Genomic DNA, 21931 nt, shown 5'->3' with positions numbered 1-21931 from the left:
TTGGCTCTCAGAACAGGAGTGGCGCTGGTGCCGCTCGTGCTTGCCGCCTGCGCGGACACCGCGCTCGTCAATCAGGTTTCGACTCCCGGCGCGGGGTTCGAGACGGTGTCGCGCGTCACGAGACAGGCGACAGGCGCGAACGGCGTCTTGGCGCTGTCGGCCGCTGACGTGGCCGCGAACGAGGCACGCGCCCGGTCGCTCGTTTTCCACAAAACCATCGGCCCCGACACTGCGGTGCAGGTGGCTTTGATGAACAATCGTGGGCTTCAGGCGGCCTATTCCGATCTGGGGCTTTCCGCTGCAGATCTGTGGGAGGTGGCGCTCGGGCCGATCCCGTCTTTTGGTGTCACGATTTCCGGGATCGGTGAGGTCGGCTTGGCGCGGTCGCTTGAGGCCGCCGTGACCGGCGCGATCCTCGATGCAGCAACCTTGAAGCCGCGTAAGGCGCTCGCCCAGACGCATTTCCAACAGGCTCAGTTCGAAGCGCTCGGCGCGACAATCGCCTTGGCGACGGAAACGCGGCAGGCCTGGATCGACGCCGTCGCGGCGTTCGAAACGGCTGCGTTGATCGGTCGGGCACAGGGAACTGCCGATGCTGCGTCCGAGCTCGCTTCCGAGCTTGGTCGCACCGGAGCGATGAACCGGGCCGATCAGGCGCGTGAGCATGTCTTTACCGCAGAACTCGCCGCGGAGCGGGCCGATGCGAGGCTCGAGGCACAACTGGCGAAGGAACGCCTGACGCGACTCATGGGGCTTTGGGGCACAGACATCGACTTTTTCGTGCCTGATCGTCTGCCGGGACTGCCCGGCGTGCGACCAGGGCGCGCCGATGTGGAACGTCTGGCACTGGAAAACCGAACCGACCTCGCCATTGGCCGGCTCGAACTGGAGGTAATCGCACAGGAACATCGACTGGCCGGTCAGACGCGCATGATCTCAGACATCGGGTTGGTTGCCGGGGTCGAAGCGGAGCGTTCCATCACGAGCACGGGACGACAGACGACTGTGTCGCCGGTCACGCAGGTCAGTTTTGAGATCCCGCTTTACGATACCGGTAAGATCGCGAACCGCCGCGGTGAACTGGCCTATATGCGAGCCGCGAACGAACTGGCTCAGGCCGCGGTCAACGCGCGGTCCGAGGCGCGCACTGCGCATGCCGCAGTCACGGGCAAATACTCCATCGCGCAGCATTGGCGGGACGAAGTCCTGCCGCTGCGCCGCGTGATCGATGAGGAGGCGCTGAAGTCCTACAACGGGATGCTGTCGTCGACCTTTGAACTTATCGCCGATGCCCGCGAACGGCTGGACGCCGAGATCAGCTATGCGGAGGCCAAGGCCGATTACTGGCGCGCCGAGGCCGACATGACTGCTGCCATCTGGGGTGGCCCCACAGGAGGAAACGACTGATGAACCGCAGACAACTCCTCACCGCAGGGGCCGGACTGGCAGGCGCGGGCCTCGCCATGACCTCGGCCGGCCGTGCCGAAACGCGGTATCGCGATTTGCCGGAAGCTGCGTTCTACGACAGCCCTAACACGATGGTGCCGCTGCGACCGGACAACGGCCCGGATTACAACCCGGTCGTGACGCTCAACGGCTGGTCGTTGCCGTGGCGCATGAACGGCAACGTCAAAGAGTTCCATCTGGTCGCTGAACCTGTCGAGCGGATCATGGCGAGTGGCATGATGGCCCGGCTCTGGGGCTATAACGGCCAGTCGACCGGTCCTACTATCGAGGCTGTCGAAGGCGAGCGGGTGCGCATCTATGTCACCAACCGCCTACCGGAGCACACGTCGGTCCATTGGCATGGGCTGATCCTGCCCTCCGGCATGGACGGTGTCGGAGGTCTCAGCCACCCGGCGATCCCGCCCGGCAAGACGTTCGTCTATGAGTTCGACCTGACCAAGTCGGGCACCTTCATGTATCACCCTCACGCGGATGAGATGGTGCAGATGGCCATGGGCATGATGGGACTGTTCATCGTGCATCCGCGCGACCCGTCCTTCATGCCTGTGGACCGCGACTTCGCCTTCCTCCTCGCGTCCTATGACATCGATCCGGGGACTTACATCCCGCGCGTGGCCGAAATGACCAACTTCAACATGTGGACGTGGAACAGCCGGATTTTCCCCGACATCGACCCGCTCGTGGTGAATAAGGGGGACCGCGTCCGGGTGCGCTGTGGCAACCTCACCATGACGAACCACCCGATCCACATGCACGGCTACGATTTCGAGGTGACATGCACCGACGGCGGATGGGTGCCGGAAAGCGCCCGCTGGCCGGAGGTCTCCATCGACATCCCCGTGGGCGCGATGCGTGCCTATGAGTTCGACGCGGTGCACGAAGGCGACTGGGCGATCCACTGTCACAAATCGCACCACACGATGAACGCGATGGGTCATGACCTGCCGACCTTCATCGGAGCAGACAAGAGTAGGCTCACTGGCATGATCCGGCGGGAAACGCAGGGCTACATGCCGATGGGCACCGCAGGCATGGCCGACATGGGCGAAATGTCGATGGAACTGCCAGACAACACCGTGCCGATGATGACCGGCTGGGGGCCCTACGGTCCGCTCGAAATGGGGGGCATGTTCTCGGTCGTTAAGGTGCGCGAAGGGATTGCGCCCGACGATTACGCGGACCCCGGTTGGTATGAAAATCCGCCCGGCACCGAAGCCTGGGAATGGACCGGCGAATTACCGGAGGAAGCCCGGAACACCAGCCCTGAAACCATCATCTCCCCCCGCGACCACGTTCGTCGCGGCTGATCCTGATCCCCTCAGACGTCTCGAAAGGACACAAAATGAAATACCTGATAACCCTCGCCTTCGCCATGTTCACGGCCACCGCCCAAGCTGAAAGCCATGCGGATGCCGCCGCGGTGGAGATGAGCTCCGGCACGATCACCAAAGTCGACAGCCAGTGGAATCGCCTGACCATCGATCATGGGCCCTTGGTCAATCTCGATATGGAAGCGATGACGATGGTCTTTGAAGTCGCCGATCCTGCCATGATCGAAGGTCTGGCCGAAGGTCAGGAGATCGAGTTCCTCGCCGACCGCGTGAAAGGCAAGCTCACCGTGACTGAGATCGCCGCCGAGTGATCCGTTTGGTAGCAGTGCGATTGGGCGCTCCGGGAAACCGGAGCGCCCTTGCCCTATCACGACCCTGTGTTGTTGCGCTGGATCAAGTTAGCTCGAAGCGCTCTGTCGTAGTCTGAAGGTGCAGTTTCTAGAAACTGGAGGATGACATGAAACGCCTTGGACTCGCTCTTGCGCTGTTCGCTCAACCGGCACTGGCCGATCCAGAGGGCTACGATCACACGATGAACTGGGGCTACGGTGCCGGCATGATGTTCGGCCCGGTTCTCTGGTTGATCGTCCTCGGCTTGATCGTGGCTGCGATCATCTGGTTCGTCCGACGCATGGAGGGCACTACCCATGTCGGCAAGGCTTCGGCCGCGCTCACAGAACTCGACCTGCGTTTCGCGCGTGGCGAGATCGACGCCGATGACTATACCGCCCGTAAGAAGCTGCTGATTGGCTGAGTGGTGCACACGATCAGCCGATCAGACGGTGACGTGTGATCGGTGGCTCTGAACCTCCTGCACCTCTCGCGGCCAGGTCGACCGAATGAATTCGAGAATGTCGAGCACCGCTTCCTCGGACAGCAGGTCCCCGAACGCCGGCATCCCACTGGTGAAACCTTTTGCGCCGCGCGCGTTGAGAGCCGCTTGGCCACCGTGCAAGGTGTAATCCGTCAACAGGCCCGTGTTGTGGTGCCACGTATGGCCCGTTTCGTCATGCGGGGGTGCTCCCAAGAGTCCGTCCTGCCCCGGTGATTTCCAGTCTGGCTGGCCCTCAAGGTTCGCAACGTGGCAGGCCGCACAGTGTTCGACATACAGCGCTTAGCGTTCAGCAATATCCATGCCCTCGAACCGGTGGTCGGCCTGCGCGGTGGGGGCCGCGCAGGCGAAGTTTGCAACCGCCAGTCTCATTCGGCGCGGTAATCCGCGTGGCACGCGCTACAAGCCTGCCCGATCTGGTGCATGATCGGCCGCAGATCGTCGGCATTGGCCACGGTGCCCGCAAGACTACTGGCCGTTTCTCGCAGCGTATTTGCCTTGGCCGTGAACCCCTCGAAATCCTCCCAGATCGACGGCAGCGCCTCAGACTTTGGGTCGAGCGCCTCGACCTCGAACAGCGATGGGATGTAGGATGCCTCTTCCGCGATGGACGCAAGCGCCGCATTCACAGCCTCAGCGTCGAAGGCTTCCTGACCCATGTGCATGGAGCCGATGACTTTCATCTGCTTGGCCAGTTCGGACATGCCCATCATGCGGTTCATCACGTCGGGGTCCTTGACGCCGCTGTGTGCAAAGGCCGCCGTGCCGGTGGCGACGAGAAGCAGTGCGATAATCTTTTTCATTTAGTCTCCTTACTGTTGTTGTGTCGCTCACGCGACGTCGATCCAAGTGGTCATACCACTCCTGGCGTGTCCGAGCATGTGGCAGTGGAACAACCATTTGCCCGGATTGTCGGCCGAGACGGCGATTTCGAGCGGTTCCTCGGGGATACTCAGGATGGTGCGCGCAGGGGGCCGAGGGTGCCATCCGCCGCGACCTTGCGAAAGTGCATCCCGTGCAGGTGCATGGCATGGGCGAACACGGTCCGGTTTTCGATCCGCAGGCGGACGACCTCGCCGCGGTCGAGTCTGGCAAAGGGTTCGTCGGAAAGCCCGACCTGACCGGCGAGCGACCAGAACTGGCCCTGCCCTATAAGGTCGCGAAACCCCATGTCGCGGCCCTGATAACGGGCCATGCCGAGCCGCCCCATCGCACCGCCCTCCATGACCATGTCGAGCGACCGCGCGGCCGTCAGGTCGGGCAGCGCCGTATTCGGATTGGGGGGCAATGCCGCCGGGCGGTCGCGACGGGGGCCGGAGCGCGTGCCCCGCACCGGGAAGGCGACCTGACCGCGCCACTGGTCGTCATCGTCGAGACGAAGCAGCGCGGCGGTTTCGCCCTCCGGCGCGGTCACGTCGACGATCAGGTCGATCCGCTGCGCCGGGGCGAGGATGATCTCGTCCATCATGGGTTCCGGGGCGGCAAGCGGCATCCCGTCGAGCGCGACGGACCAGCCCGAAAGCCCCCGAAGCCGCAGCACGACGATCCGCGCGTTGGCCGCGTTGATGAGGCGCAGCCGAAGCCGCGCACCGGACTGTGCGGGCAGCTCCAATTGATACTGCCCGTTGGTCCCGATCAGGTTGCCCATGCGCCCGGCATGGGACAGGGCCATGGGCTGATTGAAGTCATCGAAGAACTGGCCGCTGTCCGGGTCGATCAGCCAGTCGTCGAGAATCAGAACCTCGTCCGCGTCCACCTCGGGCGCGTCGGCTTCTTCCACGATCAGCGGCCCGGACAGACCACGCGCCACCTGCTCCATCGAATTGGTGTGGGCGTGATACCAGTAGGTCCCGGCATCCGGCGCCACGAAGTCATAGTCGAAGGTGTGGCCGGGCGGCACCGCGTCCTGCGTCAGGCCAGCCACGCCGTCCATCGCGTTGTCGATGCGGATGCCGTGCCAGTGGATCGAGGTCGGCACGTCGAGGTCGTTGACCAGACGGCGGGTGACCCGTTCGCCCTGTCCGACGCGGATCGTTCGGCCCGGGAGCGTGCCGTCATACGACCACACCTCGGTCATCGGGTAGCCGTCCGGGGCAAGCTGGACGCGGGCTTTGCGCGCTGTCAGGTCATCGGGCGTGGCGGCCCATGTCGGGCGGACGCTGAACGCCGCCACGCCCCCGGCACAGAAACCGCGACGGGTGAGATTGAGGCGCCCCATCATTCGATCCCGTTCGCACGTTGCAGTTCACGGACGTAGGCCGTGATCGCCTGCACATCCGCACCTGTCAGCCCCTCTTGCGGAGGCATGTTGCCGAACTTCCAGTGGTGCGCCGTGACGCCGTTCTGGACCGCCAGTTGGAACGCCATATCGGCATGATGGGACGGCTCATAGATCTTGTGCACCAGCGGCGGACCGAACCCCATCTTGCCCTGCGCGTTTTCGCCGTGGCAATCGGCGCAGACCGCGTTGAAGCCGCGCTCGCCCATCTGGGCTTGGTCAGAGAGCGTTTGCGGAAGGGTGACGGTGACGATGGGGTCGCCTTCCGCAGGTTCGGCGACCGCACTGGTGGTTGTGTCCTGGGCAGATGTGCCGGGACGGGTGACGACGTAGATACCGCCAAGGACGGCGGCGGCCAGAACGGCCAGTAGCAGGGGTTTGTTCATGTGACTCTCGATCGAACTGTTCGCGCGCAACTGCACGGGTCGGGATCATCGGGTCGCCCCGATGGATGACATAGGGAACAGTCTCAAGCGCGCGGAGGCGGCAGATCGAGTTGGGGTTGAGTCGACGCGAATGTCGAGCTTGGGGCAGGGGTCATCCAATCGCTCGTCATCTGCACAAATACGATGGGCTGCTGTGCGGCCTCGACCGCATTGAGCATGCAGCTGGCTCCGCTCGAACAAGCGCCCGCGTGTGCGCGGGACGTGTCCATTTCAGTGGCCTCAGGGCAGGATTCGCAATGGGTTTGCGAAATCTCGACGCCCGGATCATGGTGTGAACCGACGTTCATCGTCACCTCGAACATTCCAATGAACGCTAGGATGATTGAAAGAATAAGGGCCTTGGCGAGCGACATTCGTGCCTGTTGTGACGACGCAGGGAGTTTTTGCCTCATGGATTATTGTATGAGGACGGGCCCGACCGTGCAAGCTAGAGGCAGACGCCCGGTTCTAGGCCGTTTTCGTTGCGCCTACGCGCATCAGCAGCTGGACCTGGCGTAGTGTGATGGTAACGTTCTTACCATTCCCGACATCACGCAGGAAGTGCAGCCAGTCTTGCTCTATCTGCGAGTGCACCCAGATCTCATCACACTCGACGATATCACTTCCCGAAGCATGAACGGATTTGGCGAAAACGGACCTTTGAAAAGCCGGTAGAGGCATCGGTCGGATTTCAAGCAGAGCTTTTGCGACGGCATTGAGCAAAGCTCCCGTTGCAAGACCGACTGCGATCGTAATTTGTCAGCATCTTCGCTGTCAGTGTCGGCGGACCGGATGGTAGTGCGTAAGACGTTAATGAAGGTTCTGGTTTGGTTGGCGAGCCAATTCAGCGCCGCGGCTGGTCTCTCTGTGTCTGACAGATCGTCGAAGCAGCGCACATCCACTTGGGCAAAAGCCCCTGACCGAGACCGCGAGAAGCAAAATGACCATGAGGCCTAGACGGCGGGCAAGGAATTCAGCAATCGGAATTCTCTGGAATGGCAGGATTCAAGCGCGGATGCGTTTCTTCCGAGAGCCACAACAGCAAGGCACCGGATATGAACATCGAGATTGCTACGAACCAGAACGCAGCTTCCGGTGCCCCGGCGAGGCTGGCCGCAAGGCCGAGCCCGAGCGCGCCGATGGCGTAGCCAAGGTCACGCCAGAACCGGTAGATCCCGATGGCAGAGCCGCGCCAGATGGGCGGGGTGATATCGGCCACGGCCGCCGAAAGGTTCGGATACAGGAGCGCCATTCCGAAACCTGCCACGCCGGCAGAAATGGACCACCAATACGCACCGGTGCCCAACACGACCATCGCCACGCCGGCGCCGCTGATCCACATGCCGAGCACGTTGGGCCATAACCGGCCCACATGGTCCGACAGCCGCCCTGTCAAGAGCTGCGAGCCCCCCCAGACGAAGCCATAGACGCCGACGATCCAGCCGATTTCGGTCAGGCCGGAGCCTTGCGTTGAAAGAAAGGCAGGGAAAAGGACCCAGACGAGCGCGTCTACAAATTTCTCGACCAGGCCCGCTTGGCTGATCGCGAAGAGCCTCTTGTCACGCCAACTCATCAAAGCGAACACTTCGCTCGTCGTTGGATGTGCCGGGACGCCCGGGGGATAGCGTGGCGGGTTCTTCTGCAGCGCGGCCTTATGGGCGGCGCTCTCGGCCTTCGCCCAAGGTAGGGTATCCTTCACCCAGACCACCGTCAGAGCAAGCGCGACCAGTATCACCGCGAAACCGAAGACAAGAAGCCCCGTGCGCGCGCCGAACCACTCGGCGGCGTAGGCGGTGAGGATGCCGGCAAGGGCAACACCGGCATAGCCGGAGAATTCGTTGAGCCCCATCGTCAGCCCGCGCTCGTCTGCGCGCGTCATGTCCAGCTTCGCTGTCTGGGTCATCGACCAGCACAGACCTTGGTTCACACCAAGCAACACGGTGGCCCCCACGATCCAGCTCCAATCGGGTGCCGCCCAGATGATCGCCGGGATCGGCAGCGCCACGACCCAGCCCCAGAACAGCACGCGCTTGCGACCGATGCGTTCCGACCAGCGACCAGCGACAAAGTTCATCACGGCCTTCACCGCCCCGAAGGCCACGACGAAGGAGGCCAGCAACAAGAACGAACCGCGCTCAAGCCCAAACTCGGATTCGGCCATGGCGGGAACTACCGTTCGGGTCATCCCGATGGCAAAGCCGACCAGCATCACCTGGATGAGCTGGTGGGCGACCTGGCCGGCGTTTTTGCGAAGACCATGCTTGAGAGCCTCACTGGTCATTCGAGTAGGTCCTTTGTTGTGTTCGGATCGAGAGTGCGACCGCGCGGGGCAGCATCACACTCAATTTCAGTCGACGACCAGCGCGAGCGCTTTCGCATAATTGAGCACTTAGCCCACCACCTCAAGGCACGCTTGCGGGTTGCGCCATGACTTGCATTCGACGATGACCGGGAGCCCAGAAAGTGTGATGAGGAAGTTGTCGATCGGGCCGGCGGGTGTGTTCAACTCGCGGCAGACCGAAATCGCACCCTCGAAGGCCGCGTCGATTTCGTTGATGGGAAGTGCCTCAGGGTGCTCGTGGACCAGTTGTTGAAGCTGCTCCTCATTGAACTCGCTGTTCGTCGAAAGAACGACCCCGGGCGCATTCTGGTTCGCGATAAAGACCGGGTGTCCATGTTGTCGTGCCAGAACTTACCTCGTTCAGAGAACCACGAGTATCACTGGCTCTTCAGATCTAAGAAGCAAACAAAAACGACCGGAACACAGAAAAGAAAACATGGGAGCTTTGGAACTTGAAGCTGTTGCGGCACCAGTCTGCATCCTCATCGCTAGCGACGTGTTTTTCTAGGACTTCGTGTTCGTTGGGGGGCGGAACGGTTCACGCTCGTGGCGTGTAGCAGCGACAAGAGATGCTCACTCACTCGGCCTTCGGCCTCGCTCGCTGCGTTCAGCGCCTCCGTTGTCGGCGCTGAACCATGCTTTCGATTTATGTGTAGTGGAGCTATCAAACATAGCTTCGCCATTACGACCAGAGCGAGGTCGATGGAAATGCCAGGAATCTAGATGCCCATGACCTACCTGAAGCGTCGCAATCAGGCTGTCTTCGAACCCTAGATGTTCATGAACTCCCTCGAGAGCACGAACCTTTCCAGATACGCCGGGTTGGCGCTCACCTTCGTAGCATACTCGATTATTCCCTTTGATTCAATGCGCTGTGCGTCGAAGGATCCTTGGTAACATAGGTTCATCCAATGCCGGTTGCCGTAAATGGGAAAATCTGCAAGGCGCGCAGCACGAGCGGGCGTCTCAGCGCGGTCATCAACCGCCACCAGAAGGTGCCAGTGCGGATTGGTGGTGAGCTTCTCCGGAAATGCGAACCAAACCAGGCGCTCGTCCGGTCTTTTTTGCCACCGCCGGCCGTTCAGAGAGTGGTTTACGCGCGCATCCCACTCTCTCAACTGTTGCTTCATCCACTGGTAGCTGAAGCTCTGGTGATTGGACGACAAAGTGACAAAGTGCGTGAAAGTGTAGCGTGCGAGCCATTTGCGCAGCTCGCGTTGGAGCAATTTCCTGTTCGTGCCCGATGTCATTCGCGTGATGTCCAGATGTCGGTTCATTAGCATCGTCTTTCAGATCTTCAATATCTCCCATTATAGCAACCCGGACGACGGGAGGCGGTTCGAGGCGAGATTATTTCAGAAAGGAGCATCCAGGTTTCGGCCCGCAAGCCATGATGCACGTCGGTGCGCGACATTTGCTCCTATGGACCTTCGCGTCACCGGTTCGACATCGACTTGGCCACACGTCCGTGGGTCGTCAGCGTGATCGTAGGACGCGCTCGGATGCACCGTTAAAGGCCTTTGCGCCGGTGCGCGCGGACGTCGATCGCCGTCACCGCCGAGGTCGATGTAAACCTTCGCCTGGCCTGATCTCATCGCAGATGCCTGTTTTGTTGGGGTTTTCGCGTCGCGGGGTTTACATGGATCACCAAAAAACGCGGTTTTGGGATGAAATCTGTCAACTCTATGTAAACTCCATGTAAACCCAAAATGAGAACAAATGGTGAATATTTCCCTTCCTAACGTCCCGCGAGTTTACATAGGGCAACCCGGAGCGGGCGCTATGTAAACCCGATGTAAACCCTCTGTCCGGGTCTCTTACTTGGCGCCCAGCAAAAGAGGAGCGTCTTTTCGAAGACGCTACGGGCCTGCTGTGGCGTGTCGCTACAGCCATTCCTGGCCCGGGCCAAAGTGCGCGTGATCGAGCGGTGGCCTCACACCCTTAACACGAATCCATAAAAAGCAGTCTGTTGCCATGGCCTAAGCGGATGCCCGTTTCGCTCTTTCGACGGAGTCTAGAGCTTATTGACCCGGCAGCAGAACAACAGTGGGGACGTCCTGCCCCTCGATGTCGATCAGCTTGCAGCCGATGCCGAAGACCTCGGAGATCCGGCGCTCCGTCAGGACAGTTCGGGTGGGGCCGGCCGCCTCTACGTGCGCCTCGTCGAACAGAACGATATGATCGGCGTAGCGCATCGCCATGTTGAGGTCATGCAGCACAAGCACGAAACTGCGGCCTTCGGAGCGATTGAGACGCTTCACGAGTTCGAGCACCTCGAACGCATGCGACACGTCTAGATGGTTTGTCGGTTCGTCGAGGAAGATGTTTGGTGCGTCCTGCGCGATGGTCATCGCGATCCACGCGCGTTGTAGTTGCCCCCCCGAGAGCCGCCCGATCGGCCGTTCGGCGAGGTGGGTCATCTCAGTCGCCGCCAGCGCCCTCTCGCAGGCGATTCGATCCTCCGCCCGTTGCCCGCGGAAGCCACGTTGGTGCGCAAAGCGACCGAGCCGGACGAGATCCTGCACCGTCAATTCCGGAGGCGCGTCGGGCGATTGACTCAGCATCGCGACCGATTTCGCGAGTTCCCTGGGCATCCAGTCGCCGAGCGGACGGCCGGCGACCTCGACGGTCCCCATCGACGGAACGTGCAGGCCGCGCATGACGCGCAGCGCCGTGGACTTTCCGCTCCCGTTCGGGCCGCAGAACGCGGTGATAAGGCCCTTGGGAAGGTTGAGGTCGACCGTCTCGAGCGCGGTGACACCGTCATAGCGCGCCGTGACATTGCGCAAACGGGTGAGAGCTTCAGCCATGCGTTCGCCTTTCTTTCAACAGCAGCCAGAGAAAAAGGGGGGCGCCGACCAGCGCGGTGAGGGCCCCGGCGGGCAGTTCGACGGGCGGGGCCAGCGTCCGGGCCAGCGTGTCGGCGCCGAGGATGAGCACGCCACCGATCATCGCCGTGGCCGCGAGGTATCCCCCGGTGAACTGGCCGTGAATGAGGCGCGCGATATGCGGCGCGATGAGACCCACGAAACCGACCGCACCGACCTGTGACACAGCGAGCGCGGTGAGCACGACCGTGAGGGCGAGGAACAGAAGCTGCGCCCGACCGACCGAAACGCCGGTCGCCTGGGCGGTCTCCGGGTCGAGGACGAGTTGCCGGACGCGGCGGCCGACCATCACGAGGATTAGTGTGGCGACTATCAGGCCGGCCGCGACCGTTCCCACGTCGTGCCAATGGGCCGCACCGACCGATCCCGTCAGCCAGGTCAGGGCCTGCCCTGCGCGGTAGACCGGCCCCAGGATCATCATCAGCGTCACCGCCGCCTTCGCTAGGGCGGCAAGTGAAATGCCGTAGAGAATGATGCGCAACGGGCTGAGGCCCTGCGGATCGAGCAGGGCGAGCACCGCAACGAGAGCCGCGAAAACGAGGGCGCCGAGCGCAGCGGCAAGCCGCTGCCAATGGATCGAGACCGCGAGCGCGTTGGCATCGTCCGAGAAGATCCAGAGGAATGCGACAACCCCCACGGCGGCCCCGTCGGTGATCCCGAGGATCGAGGGCGCGGCGACCGGGTTTCGCGTTACCCGTTGGAGGAGCGCCCCCGCCAGCGCGAGCGCCATGCCGGCGAGCACGGCGAGCGCCACCCGTGGCAAGCGCAAGGTCCAGACGATCACCGCATCCATCGCCTCGCCCCGCCCGAAGAGCGCGGCGGTCACGCGGTCGAGTGGCAGGGCGCTCGACCCGAGGCCCGTCGCCACGACGGCGAGCACCGCGAGACAAGCGGCCAGCCCGGCAAGGCGCAGGGGGGCGACGATCCGGCTCACAGCGCGGCCTCGGCCTTGCGACGCAGGAGGCTGACCAGGATGGGAACGCCGACGAGGGCAAGCACAGCGCCGACCGGCGCCTCTCCAGGCAGGACGATGAGCCGGGCCACGATGTCGGCCAGGACCGCGATAATCGCGCCGGTCAGCACGGTGACGACGATCCAGCCCGCGCTGTTGGTGCGCGGAGCGATGCGGCGGGCCAGATGTGGGGCCACGAGACCGAGAAACACGACCGGCCCGGCCATCGCGACCGCGCCGGCAGCGAGCAGGGCGCCCAAAGCGAGCGCCCCCATCCTGACCCCGGTCACGTGCACACCAAGCGCCCCGGCGCTGTCGTCGTCGAGCCGCAGCACGTCCAGCGACCCCGATATGGCCAGCGCCCCGATCATCCCGACGGCGAGCGAGGGCAGTCCGAGCGCGAGCACAGCGAGGCTCCGGTCGGCGAACCCCCCCGAGAGCCAGAACAACATGGTTTCCAGCGCCGTTTCATCCACCAGCAGTAGAACCTGGGTCAGCGAGGCGAGCATGGCCGCCAGCGTCACCCCTGCGAGGAGGGTCGTGCCCGGCCCGGCGGTCCGCCCGGCCGCTGCGACGACGGCGAACAAGAAACCCGTGGTCGAAAGCCCGCCCGCGAGGGCCAGCGCTCCCATCGCCGCGAGGCCGACCGTGCCCCAAGACGTGACCCCCAAAACGACGCAGAACGCCGCACCGGCGTTGATCCCAAGAAGCCCCGGCTCGGCAAGCGGATTGCGCGTCGCGGACTGGACGAGAAAACCCGACAGGCCGAGCGCCGCACCGGCGCAGATCGCCACCAGGGTGCGGAGGATGCGCAGGGTCCTGATGATGATCGCATCCGTGCCCTCGGCACCCCCGAGCGCGGCCAGAACCTTTGCCGGCGAATAGAGATTTAGCCCCAAGTGGAGGCTCGCGCCGATTGCGAGGCCGAGGACCAGCACAAGGAGCGTGGCGGTTTTCTTCATTGCTGATGCACCTTCTTCGACGGTCGATTGACATTCCCGACTGATTTAGTCAATCAATTCGCAGCAAATCCGACTGAAACACTCAACAAAGGATGCCGCCTCATGCAACTCTTCCGACATATCCTCGCCGCGCTGCCGGTCGTGGCGCTGCTGGACATCGCACCGCTTCAGGCCCGCGAGATCGACCATGCGCTGGGGACCACCGACGTTCCGGAAGAACCGCAGCGCGTGGTCGTCCTGACCAACGAGGGGACCGAGGCCCTGCTTGCGCTCGGCGTGGTGCCGGTGGGGGCCGCGAACTCCTGGAACGGCGATCCGTGGTGGGATCACATCACCGAGCAGATGGGCGATGCGCAGCCCGTCGGCACCGAGAGCGCGGTGAATCTTGAACTGGTCGCTGCGTTGCAACCCGACCTGATTCTCGGCAACGCCCAGCGGCACGAAGAGATCTTTCCCCAGCTTTCGGCCATCGCGCCAACGGTCATGTCGGCTGAACTGCGCGGTGACTGGCAGATCAATTTCCGCCTTTACGCTGATGCGCTCGGACTGAAGGAAGAGGGCGCGGCCGCCATCGCTGATTACGAAGCGCGTGTCGATACGCTGAGCGCGTCACTGGGCGATGCTCTTAAGGAAAAGGTCTCCGTCATCCGGTTTCTGCCAGGGCAGATCCGCATCTACCAACTCGACAGTTTTTCCGGCGTTCTGCTCCAGGATCTCGGCTTCGACCGGCCCGAGAATCAGAATGTCGAGGACTTCGCGATCCGCACGGGCAAGGAAAGCATTCCCGACATGGACGGCGACCGGATCTTCCACTTCACATACGACACCGGCGACGGCGAAGGCGACGCCGTGGCCGAAGAGGTCCTGAACGACCCACTCTGGCAATCGCTGTCGGCGGTTCAGGCCGGCCGTGTGCACGACGTCAGCGACGCGATCTGGAATACCGCCGGCGGCATTCTCGCCGCGCAACTGATGCTCGACGACATCGCGCGCATCTATGGCGTCGAGTGAAGGCTTTCACGCGGTCCGGGTTGAGCGGGTCCTCCCGCTCGACCTGACCATGCGGAGGGTGACATTCGCGCCGCTGGACGGGGAAGCGCTGCCGCGGGACCGGCCGCATGGCGGCCATTGCCGGTTGCGGTTTCCCGAATGCGGCGCCGGGGCGCCCGCTCGACCGCGCGCCTTCACCTACCGGCATTGGCACGCTGACGGACGCTTCGACGTTGATTGCGTGCTTCACGCGGGCCATGGCCCGGCGGCGCGCTGGCTTCGTCAGGCGCATCCCGGCGACCGGATCGAATGGCGCCACGGCGGCGCCCCCAAGATGTCGCTCGACTGGCCCGTAGATGACAGCACCATCTTCGTCTCGGATCTCTCGGGCCTTCCTGTCATGGCCGCGCTGGCCGAACGCGCCCAGAGGCGCTGTGCTGCCCGCTGAGCGCGTCAAAGTCATTTCGGGCGCCGAGGCCTCCAAACACACGACCGTGCCCCTGAGCGCGAACAGAGAGTCTCTGCGGGGCCGTCATGCCGACGGGGTGGTGCGATGTCTGGTCGCACTCGCTATCCGTCGGATTCTTCGATGTCAGCAACGGCGGACCGGATAGAGCGCGCCGAACGCGTTGTGTGACTCTGGTAGCTCGGGGCGCCCGGATCATGCTCACCGACCTCAACAGCCAGCCTGCGCGCGTCAGAACATACCGAATGTAATCTCATGCTCGTAGCCTTCTTCATCTATGTCGTCTGACTCCGATGATTGCTCGGCCTTGATTAGTGCTCGAGCCTTGCGAAGTGGACCTTTCACACGGTCCTTGTTCCAGGACTTATCGTGCGCAGTGAGCAGGCCCGCAGCGTTCAATTTTTTGGCTACTACGCCGCAGCTATCTTTATCGTCGAGCGTCCCGCGCCGGATGTGTTCCACAATCTCATGAACGACCCGATCAGCCTTCGCGCTGTAGGCCTTCACACCGGACGCTTGCACGTTCTTGATGTCGGGATTGCCGAACGTCTCGCCTGCGCGTTTCTTTGCAGCCATACCATCCTTCGTGCGACGCGAGATCATCTCGCGATCGAAGGAAGCACGCTCGAATACCGCAGCTTCCGAGGCGCGCCGCAGATCTTCACCTGACTTCACGCATAATACACGATCTTTGGATATGCCGCGCTTCTTCAACTGCTCCGGAACACCTCTATACCGGGAGAAACGATCCCAGTCATAAACGACGAGAATCGCATCGTTCTCTTTCATACAATCAAGGGCGTGGTTGAGGTTCGGTCGCATATTGAAGCTCTTCTCGTGCGCACCAGACGCAGCATCCTCGAAGACCTCAATCAGCCTATAGCCCATGTGGTCAGAGAAGGTCCGGATTGCGCGGCGCTGCGCCTCCAAGCTAGTCCCTTTATCTCCTTGCCCCGTGGTTGAGACACGTGCGTAGCCCACGGCCAACTTGCCTAGATCCGTCTCGCTTTTACTCATCTTCATCTTCTATGTCCTGTAGAGCGGTAGCTACTTTGATATGTAGCTCTTCACGTTGATACTGCCTTGAGGTGAGAGAAACCCTATCCGATCCCCCCAAGGCCTTCTCTCGTCGCGGCGATGGGTGAAATCCTTGATGGAAGCGCGCCTTATTCACTGCACCTCCATTATAGCGGTCGTGGCTTCGCATTTCGGTAGGTCGGGTTGAAATCGTTCCAGTTGACGTGGATGTGATCGACTTCTCTGCTTCTCGGTCAAGTCGATGTGGACCTCGATAGGCAACAAACCGAAGGGTGCTTTCGTCCTGCGGAACCTGTATGCGCTGGCTCGACTCCCATTCACAAAAGAGGAAGAACCCAGGACCGCGACGTTGCATGAATGTATCCGTGACGGGGTCACATCCTTATAGGAGGCTCGTTGTGAACCCCACTACCGCACCGGCTGCCCGCGTGTCATACGCTAACCTCAACACGACGATGCGTTGGCTGGTCAAAACCGCGACTAGTTCGAGGGCCCGAGCGCCTGGGTGGATGGGAGCGTTCGCGTTGCTGGCGGGAACTAGGACATTAAGGGCGTTGCGCTTCTAACCTCCTCGGCAACGATCGCGCTCACCGGCGAAGCAGCGTGCCAGATCATCAGCTGCTCATCGGATCTGGGTCCGCAGCTACCTACCTACACAGCTGTCTAGCTAGATCATCAACACGGCATCAGGCAGCAATACCGACCTTCCGTGACCTGTCCGCACCTGCCTCGTCATTCAGACATGCGTGACTCAACTCCGCATCCTCGATGCCGTTCGTCCTCAGTGGTCGTCACCTGTCGTGTTGCGTGTGCTCTAGGGCTCGATGTGCTCGTCACCAGATGCTGTCCGTTGTCTTCTGAGTGTCGGTGTAGCTGGTGATGCGTTGGTCTGCTCTGGTGCGCGTTTCTGTGTGAGCGACGGTTTATGTAAACCCTGTCTGCGGCGCGCTTCTGCTCAGAAGCCTGTTTTGTTGAGGTTTTGTGGTCGCAGGGTTTACATAGATCGCCGAAAACCGTGGTTTTGGGTCCGGATCTGTCAACTTTATGTAAACTTTAGGTAAACCCTAGCCGAGAACAAAGGGTGAATATGGGCTGGTCCGAGCATCCCGAGGGTTTACGTAGGCAACCCAGTATCGGCGCTATGTAAACCCTATGTAAACCTTTCGGCGTGTTGGTCGCATGCGCGCTCCACTACCTCGAATCTTCCTATGCAGTATTGAAGGAACCCGGCGAGGCGTGTCGAGCCAGCCATTCCTGGCCCAGGTCCAACAGCGCGGACACGACAGACAAGTTGCCATTCCCGCCAGAAATCCGACGTCCCACCGATGAGGAAAAGCGCATTAGGGAAGCGCCCTTTCTGCCGGATTTTCTACCTGCCCCGGTCAGCAACTCGCGTCTGATATCCCGCCAATTCGTCAATCAGTCGCTTGCCACAAGGCCGCTCGTTACGCGCGCAGAACTCGGCCCAGACCGTGCTGAAGGGCATGTCCTTCAGTTCTTCGGTCAGCATGAAGCGCGTGGTGAAGTCCAGCGCCGCCTCGGCTTCTTTCAACCGCGCCTGTGGCATGAGGAGCGCCTCTAGCAAGGCCTTCTGCATGTTGCGCACGCCGATGACCCAGGCCGCGGTGCGGCTGATCGTGGCGTCGAAGAAGTCGAGCCCGATGTGCGTGCGCCCCAGCAGGTCGGCGAAGACCAGCTCCTGCGCCATGCCCCGGATCGCGTCGTCCAAGAGGATCACGTGGTCGGAATCCCAGCGCATCGGCCGGCTCACGTGCAAGAGCAGTTCGTCCACCGACAGCGCAACGGAGGACAACTTGTCGGCGATGTTCTCGGTCGGGTGGAAATGCCCCATGTCGAGGCAAAGAAGCGTCCCCTTGCGGATCGCGTAGCCCAGGTAGAATTCGTGGCTGCCCACGGTCATCGCCTCGACCCCGATCCCGAAGAGCTTGCTCTCCACCGCGTCGCGCAGATGCGCCGCGTCATGGGCGGGCGCCAACATCTGGTCGAGTGAGGCTTCGAGCCGCTGCCGCGCGGCCATGCGATCGACCGGGATATCCTTCGACCCGTCCGGCACCCAGATGTTGTTCACGGCCGCCGTGCCGAGTTCCTTTCCCATCTTCGCGGCGATCTCGCGCGAACGTTTGCCATGTTCGATCCAAAAGTCGCGGATGCCCTTGTCGGGATGGGACAGCGTCAAGTTGTCGTCGGCTTTGGTATGAGCGAAGAACGTCGGGTTGAAGTCGAGCCCGATGCCCTGTTCGCGGGCCCAGTCGACCCAGGGCGCGAAATGTCGGTATTCGATCTCATCGCGGTCCGGCGTCTCCTCCGTGTCCATGTAGAATGCATGGAGGTTCAGGCGATGCTTGCCGGGGATCATCGAATAGGCGAACTCTAGATCGGCACGCAATTCGTCCGGGGTGCGCGCGCGGCCGGGGTGGTTGCCGGTGGCCTGGATCCCGCCGCCGGACGCGCCGCTCTGGCCCTCGAACCCCACCACATCATCGCCCTGCCAGCAATGCACCGAGATCGGGATTCGGGCCAGCGCCTCCATCGCGGCTTCGGTGTCGACGCCCCATTCGGCGAACGCGTCCTTGGCGGATTGATAGCTCATTTTTCCTCCCTGCCGGCGATCCGGCGTTTATCTTGGTCGCAGCATGTCGCGGGTCAGATCCGAGATCTTCGCCGCGCCCATGAGGCGCATGTCGCGTTCGACTTCGTCCTTGAGTAGACCAACCATCCGTTCGACCCCGGCCTGCCCGGCGGCGGCGAGCGGGAACAGGTAGCCGCGCCCGATGCCCACCGCCTTCGCGCCCATCGCGAGCGCCTTGATGATGTGGGTGCCGCGCTGGATGCCGCTGTCCATCATCACGTCGAGCTTGTCTCCCACCTGGTCGACGATCCCGCCCAGTGCATCGAACGGGGCGAGCGATCCGTCGAGCTGCCGCCCGGCGTGGTTCGACAGGACAACCGCGTCACAGCCCAGATCGGCCGCGCGGGCCGCGTCGTCGGGATGAATGACGCCTTTGAGGCAAAACTTGCCGTCCCAGAGCTCGATCATCTCGGCGAGATCTTCCCAGTTCATCGTGGGGTCCAGCATCTCGGTGAAGTAGCGCCCGATGGACATGGCGCCGCCGCCCATGTCGACGTGGTCGTCGAGCTGGGGAAGGGAAAATTTCTCGTGCGTGACGTAGTTGATACCCCAGGCCGGCTTCATCGCGAATTGCGCCATGCCGGCGAGCGTCAGCTTGAAGGGGATCGAGAAGCCGGTGCGCTTGTCGCGCTCGCGGTTGCCGCCGGTCATGCTATCGACAGTCAGCATCATCACGTCGACGCCCGCCTCCTTCGCGCGCTGCATCATCGCGCGGTTCAGGCCACGGTCCTTGTGGAAGTAGAACTGGTAGACCTGCGGCGTGTCGTGTGTGCGCCGCAGCTCCTCGAGGCTGGTCGTGCCCAGGGACGAGACGCCGAACATCGTGCCGTATTTCGCCGCGGCCGCCGCGACCGCGCGTTCCCCGTCGTGGTGAAAAAGGCGCTGGAGCGCGGTGGGCGACAGGTAGAACGGCAGGGCGAGTTTCTGCCCCATGACCTCGACCGAAAGCTCAACGTCCTTGGTGCCCCGCAGCACATGCGGCACCAGGTCCACCGCGTCGAACGCCGCCGAGTTGCGCCGCATCGTCACCTCATCGTCGGCGCCGCCGTCGATGTAGTTGAAAATTGGCGATGGCAGGCGGCGCTTGGCGAGCCGCCTGAAGTCGTGGAAATTATGGCAGTGTGACAGTCGCATGTGTCCTCCGCTCCGCAAATGGGGCGGAACGCCGCCCCGATCTGTCAGCGCGTGAAGGCTTCCTTGTTGCCCGCATCAACGTTCACGATGTTCCCCGTGGACTTTGCCGACGTATCGGCGGCGAAGAAGTAGGCCGCTTCCGCGATGTCCTCAGGCAAGACCGAGCGCTTGAGCAGAGAGCGGTTGCGATACATCTCTTCCAGCCCCTCCTTGTCGGTGCCATAGGTCGAGGCACGTTGATCGAGCCATTCGCCCTCCCAGATCTTCGAACCGCGCAGCACCGCGTCCGGGTTCACCACATTCACACGGATGCCGACATCAGCCCCCTCAAGGGCGAGACAGCGGGCGAGGTGAATCTCGGAAGCTTTTGCCGTGCAGTAGGCCGACGCGTTCGGGCTGGCGGCGAGGCCGTTTTTCGACGCCACGAACACCACCGATCCGCCGATCCCCTGCACGCGCATGACCTTGAAGGCCTCGCGCGAGACAAGGAAATAGCCAGTGGACAGGATGTCCATGTTCTTTTGCCAAAGCTCGAGCGTGGTCTCTTCGACCGAGGCGGACGAGGCGATCCCGGCGTTGGACACCAGAATATCGATGCCGCCGAACTCGACCGAGATGTCAGCGTAAGCGGACGCGACCTCGGCCTCGTCCGTCACGTTCATCTTGACGGTGCGCACCACGTCGCGCCCGTAGCGCTGGACGAGATTTGCCTTGGCGGCCTCCAGATTGTCCCCGTTGATGTCCGCAAGCATCACGCAGGCACCTTCGGACAGATACCGCTCGGCAGTGGCCGCGCCGATCCCGCCTGCGCCGCCGGTGACCAATGCGACGCGCCCGGCCAGCGACTTGGGCTTGGGCATGCGCTGCAACTTCGCCTCTTCGAGGAGCCAATATTCGATGTCGAAGGCTTCCTGCTCGGGAAGACCCACGTATTCGGACACGGCTGAGGCGCCGCGCATCACGTTGATGGCGTTGACGTAGAACTCGCCCGAGATCCGGGCCGTGGCCTTGTCCTTGGCGAAGGTGATCATGCCGACACCCGGGATGAGGTAGACCACCGCGTTCGGGTCGCGGATCGCCGGGCTGTCGTCGCGTTTGCAGCGCTCGTAGTAGGCCGCGTAATCCTCGCGGTAGGCGGCGATCTGGTCGGGCAGCCCCTCGAGCACCTCGTCGAGGTTGTTCTTCGCGGGGTCGAAATTCACCACAAGGGGGCGGATCTTCGTCCGCAGGAAATGGTCGGGGCAAGAAGTGCCGAGCGCGGCCAACGGCTCCATGTCGCGCGCATTGACGAATTCCAGCACCGTTTCGCTGTCCTCGAAGTGGCCGACCATGTGCTGGTTGCCGGACACGAAGCCGCGGATCGCAGGCATCAGGCGCGCGGCAACGGCGCGGCGTGCCTCGGGTGCGAGGCTTTCATGGACCGCCCCGCCAAAAGCGTCCTGACCAGCGGTCTTGTCCGCGAACCAGTCCATCGCTTTCTGGATGATCGCGATGGTCAGCTCGTAGCATTCCTTGGCATCGTCCGCCCAGGTGAAGAGCCCGTGGCTTTCCAGAACGACGCCTTTCGCTTCGGGGTTCTTCTTGCAGAAATCCTCGAGCCAGAGGCCCAGCTCGTAGCCCGGCTTCTTCCACGGTAGCCAGCCGATCTCGGCGCCGAACACTTCCTGTGTCAGCTCTTTGGAGTTTTTCGAAGCAGCAATCGCGATGATCGCATCCGGGTGCATGTGATCAACGTGTTTTCTGGGCACGTAGGCGTGCAGCGGCGTGTCGATGGAGGCAGCTCGTGGGTTCAGGTTGAAGGTGCAATGTGGAAGGTAGCCGACCATCTCGTCTTCATACTCAACGCCGCGATACAGGCCCTTCAGCGCGTTGAGCTTGTCCATGTAAAGCGTCGCGAAGCCGTCCATCTTGATCGACCCGACATCGCCGCCGGAGCCCTTCACCCAGAGCACCTCAACCTGATCCCCGGTGAGCGGATCGGTTTCCATCACTTTGGCCGACGTGTTGCCGCCGCCGTAGTTCGTGATTCGCTTGTCAGAGCCCAGGAGGTTCGAGCGGTAGAGCAGTTTCTCGGACTCGCTCATCGCTTCGGATTTTGCGTCGTCCCAAAGGTTTTCCAGCCGGTTTTCGGCGCGCGTCAGCATGATGTTCCTCCCGTGAAAGCCGCGATAGGCAGC

General features: G+C 62.4%; 21 protein-coding genes. 6 read left to right on the top strand and 15 right to left on the bottom strand.

Features of this window, described 5'->3' with window-relative positions; translation table 11 throughout:
* The 4 genes from RB2654_RS09715 (at nucleotide 1) to RB2654_RS09700 (ending at nucleotide 3552) form a co-directional block, all read left to right on the top strand.
* Nucleotides 1–1407 (top strand): TolC family protein, encoded by a 1407-nt coding sequence (locus RB2654_RS09715; protein ID WP_246146514.1) that lies wholly within the window; start codon nucleotides 1–3, stop codon nucleotides 1405–1407.
* Nucleotides 1407–2774, top strand: a complete 1368-nt coding sequence (locus RB2654_RS09710) for a multicopper oxidase family protein (RefSeq protein WP_008330903.1) — start codon at nucleotides 1407–1409, stop codon at nucleotides 2772–2774. The genes RB2654_RS09715 and RB2654_RS09710 overlap by 1 nt, the downstream gene beginning before the upstream one ends.
* Before the next feature lie 35 nt (nucleotides 2775–2809).
* On the top strand, nucleotides 2810–3109 hold the full coding sequence (locus RB2654_RS09705; RefSeq protein WP_008330901.1) for a copper-binding protein: 300 nt from the start codon (nucleotides 2810–2812) through the stop codon (nucleotides 3107–3109).
* Between the two features lie 146 nt (nucleotides 3110–3255).
* Nucleotides 3256–3552 (top strand): SHOCT domain-containing protein, encoded by a 297-nt coding sequence (locus RB2654_RS09700; RefSeq protein ID WP_008330900.1) that lies wholly within the window; start codon nucleotides 3256–3258, stop codon nucleotides 3550–3552.
* A gap of 21 nt (nucleotides 3553–3573) precedes the next feature.
* On the opposite strand, the gene RB2654_RS09695 is transcribed toward RB2654_RS09700, so the two are convergent.
* From RB2654_RS09695 to RB2654_RS09645, 11 genes are all read right to left on the bottom strand, one after another.
* Complete coding sequence (locus RB2654_RS09695; RefSeq protein WP_148912461.1) at nucleotides 3574–3909, bottom strand: c-type cytochrome; 336 nt, start codon at nucleotides 3907–3909, stop codon at nucleotides 3574–3576.
* Between the two features lie 89 nt (nucleotides 3910–3998).
* Nucleotides 3999–4433: a c-type cytochrome gene (locus tag RB2654_RS09690; RefSeq protein ID WP_008330898.1), complete on the bottom strand. Its 435-nt coding sequence runs from the start codon at nucleotides 4431–4433 to the stop codon at nucleotides 3999–4001.
* Between the two features lie 27 nt (nucleotides 4434–4460).
* The gene (locus RB2654_RS24140) at nucleotides 4461–4559 is read right to left on the bottom strand and encodes a multicopper oxidase domain-containing protein (RefSeq protein ID WP_437435905.1); all 99 of its coding nucleotides are present in this window, start codon (nucleotides 4557–4559) and stop codon (nucleotides 4461–4463) included.
* Between the two features lie 23 nt (nucleotides 4560–4582).
* Nucleotides 4583–5848 (bottom strand): multicopper oxidase family protein, encoded by a 1266-nt coding sequence (locus RB2654_RS09685; RefSeq protein WP_425463151.1) that lies wholly within the window; start codon nucleotides 5846–5848, stop codon nucleotides 4583–4585.
* On the bottom strand, nucleotides 5848–6294 hold the full coding sequence (locus RB2654_RS09680; RefSeq protein WP_008330893.1) for a c-type cytochrome: 447 nt from the start codon (nucleotides 6292–6294) through the stop codon (nucleotides 5848–5850). The genes RB2654_RS09685 and RB2654_RS09680 overlap by 1 nt, the downstream gene beginning before the upstream one ends.
* A gap of 83 nt (nucleotides 6295–6377) precedes the next feature.
* Nucleotides 6378–6707 (bottom strand): hypothetical protein, encoded by a 330-nt coding sequence (locus RB2654_RS09675; protein WP_008330891.1) that lies wholly within the window; start codon nucleotides 6705–6707, stop codon nucleotides 6378–6380.
* Between the two features lie 599 nt (nucleotides 6708–7306).
* On the bottom strand, nucleotides 7307–8614 hold the full coding sequence (locus RB2654_RS09665; RefSeq protein WP_008330888.1) for an MFS transporter: 1308 nt from the start codon (nucleotides 8612–8614) through the stop codon (nucleotides 7307–7309).
* Nucleotides 8615–9444: 830 nt separating this feature from the next.
* On the bottom strand, nucleotides 9445–9951 hold the full coding sequence (locus RB2654_RS09660) for a hypothetical protein (protein WP_040884667.1): 507 nt from the start codon (nucleotides 9949–9951) through the stop codon (nucleotides 9445–9447).
* A 744-nt stretch (nucleotides 9952–10695) separates the two neighbouring features.
* Nucleotides 10696–11484, bottom strand: coding sequence for an ABC transporter ATP-binding protein (locus RB2654_RS09655; protein ID WP_008330885.1), 789 nt, complete (start codon nucleotides 11482–11484; stop codon nucleotides 10696–10698).
* A complete protein-coding gene (locus tag RB2654_RS09650) occupies nucleotides 11477–12496 on the bottom strand; it encodes a FecCD family ABC transporter permease (protein WP_008330884.1) in 1020 nt (339 codons plus the stop codon). Before RB2654_RS09650 ends, RB2654_RS09655 begins: the two co-directional genes overlap by 8 nt.
* Nucleotides 12493–13476 carry a FecCD family ABC transporter permease gene (locus RB2654_RS09645; RefSeq protein WP_008330883.1) on the bottom strand — a complete coding sequence of 328 codons (984 nt, stop codon included), beginning with the start codon at nucleotides 13474–13476 and terminating at the stop codon, nucleotides 12493–12495. The genes RB2654_RS09650 and RB2654_RS09645 overlap by 4 nt, the downstream gene beginning before the upstream one ends.
* 102 nt (nucleotides 13477–13578) lie before the next feature.
* Between RB2654_RS09645 and RB2654_RS09640 the strand changes: the two genes are divergently transcribed.
* Both RB2654_RS09640 and RB2654_RS09635 read left to right on the top strand, forming a co-directional pair.
* Nucleotides 13579–14487 carry an ABC transporter substrate-binding protein gene (locus RB2654_RS09640; protein WP_008330882.1) on the top strand — a complete coding sequence of 303 codons (909 nt, stop codon included), beginning with the start codon at nucleotides 13579–13581 and terminating at the stop codon, nucleotides 14485–14487.
* A 49-nt stretch (nucleotides 14488–14536) separates the two neighbouring features.
* Nucleotides 14537–14914, top strand: coding sequence for a siderophore-interacting protein (locus RB2654_RS09635; protein ID WP_161600688.1), 378 nt, complete (start codon nucleotides 14537–14539; stop codon nucleotides 14912–14914).
* 249 nt (nucleotides 14915–15163) lie between these two features.
* On the opposite strand, the gene RB2654_RS09630 is transcribed toward RB2654_RS09635, so the two are convergent.
* The 4 genes from RB2654_RS09630 to RB2654_RS09615 all read right to left on the bottom strand — a co-directional run bounded on the left by RB2654_RS09630 (nucleotide 15164) and on the right by RB2654_RS09615 (nucleotide 21898).
* Entirely contained in the window at nucleotides 15164–15955 is a 792-nt protein-coding gene (locus tag RB2654_RS09630; protein ID WP_008330880.1) for a recombinase family protein, read from the bottom strand.
* A 1384-nt stretch (nucleotides 15956–17339) separates the two neighbouring features.
* The gene (locus RB2654_RS09625; protein WP_008330871.1) at nucleotides 17340–18581 is read right to left on the bottom strand and encodes an L-rhamnose isomerase; all 1242 of its coding nucleotides are present in this window, start codon (nucleotides 18579–18581) and stop codon (nucleotides 17340–17342) included.
* Nucleotides 18582–18608: 27 nt separating this feature from the next.
* Nucleotides 18609–19754, bottom strand: coding sequence for an alpha-hydroxy acid oxidase (locus RB2654_RS09620; RefSeq protein ID WP_008330869.1), 1146 nt, complete (start codon nucleotides 19752–19754; stop codon nucleotides 18609–18611).
* Nucleotides 19755–19798: 44 nt separating this feature from the next.
* Nucleotides 19799–21898, bottom strand: a complete 2100-nt coding sequence (locus RB2654_RS09615; RefSeq protein ID WP_040885602.1) for a bifunctional rhamnulose-1-phosphate aldolase/short-chain dehydrogenase — start codon at nucleotides 21896–21898, stop codon at nucleotides 19799–19801.
* Nucleotides 21899–21931: the final 33 nt, after the last annotated feature.

This window comes from Maritimibacter alkaliphilus HTCC2654, assembly GCF_000152805.1.
In the GTDB taxonomy this organism is placed as follows: domain Bacteria; phylum Pseudomonadota; class Alphaproteobacteria; order Rhodobacterales; family Rhodobacteraceae; genus Maritimibacter; species Maritimibacter alkaliphilus.
The sequence above is the reverse complement of the archived record's forward strand: the minus strand, read 5'-3'. Positions and strand labels throughout refer to the sequence as shown.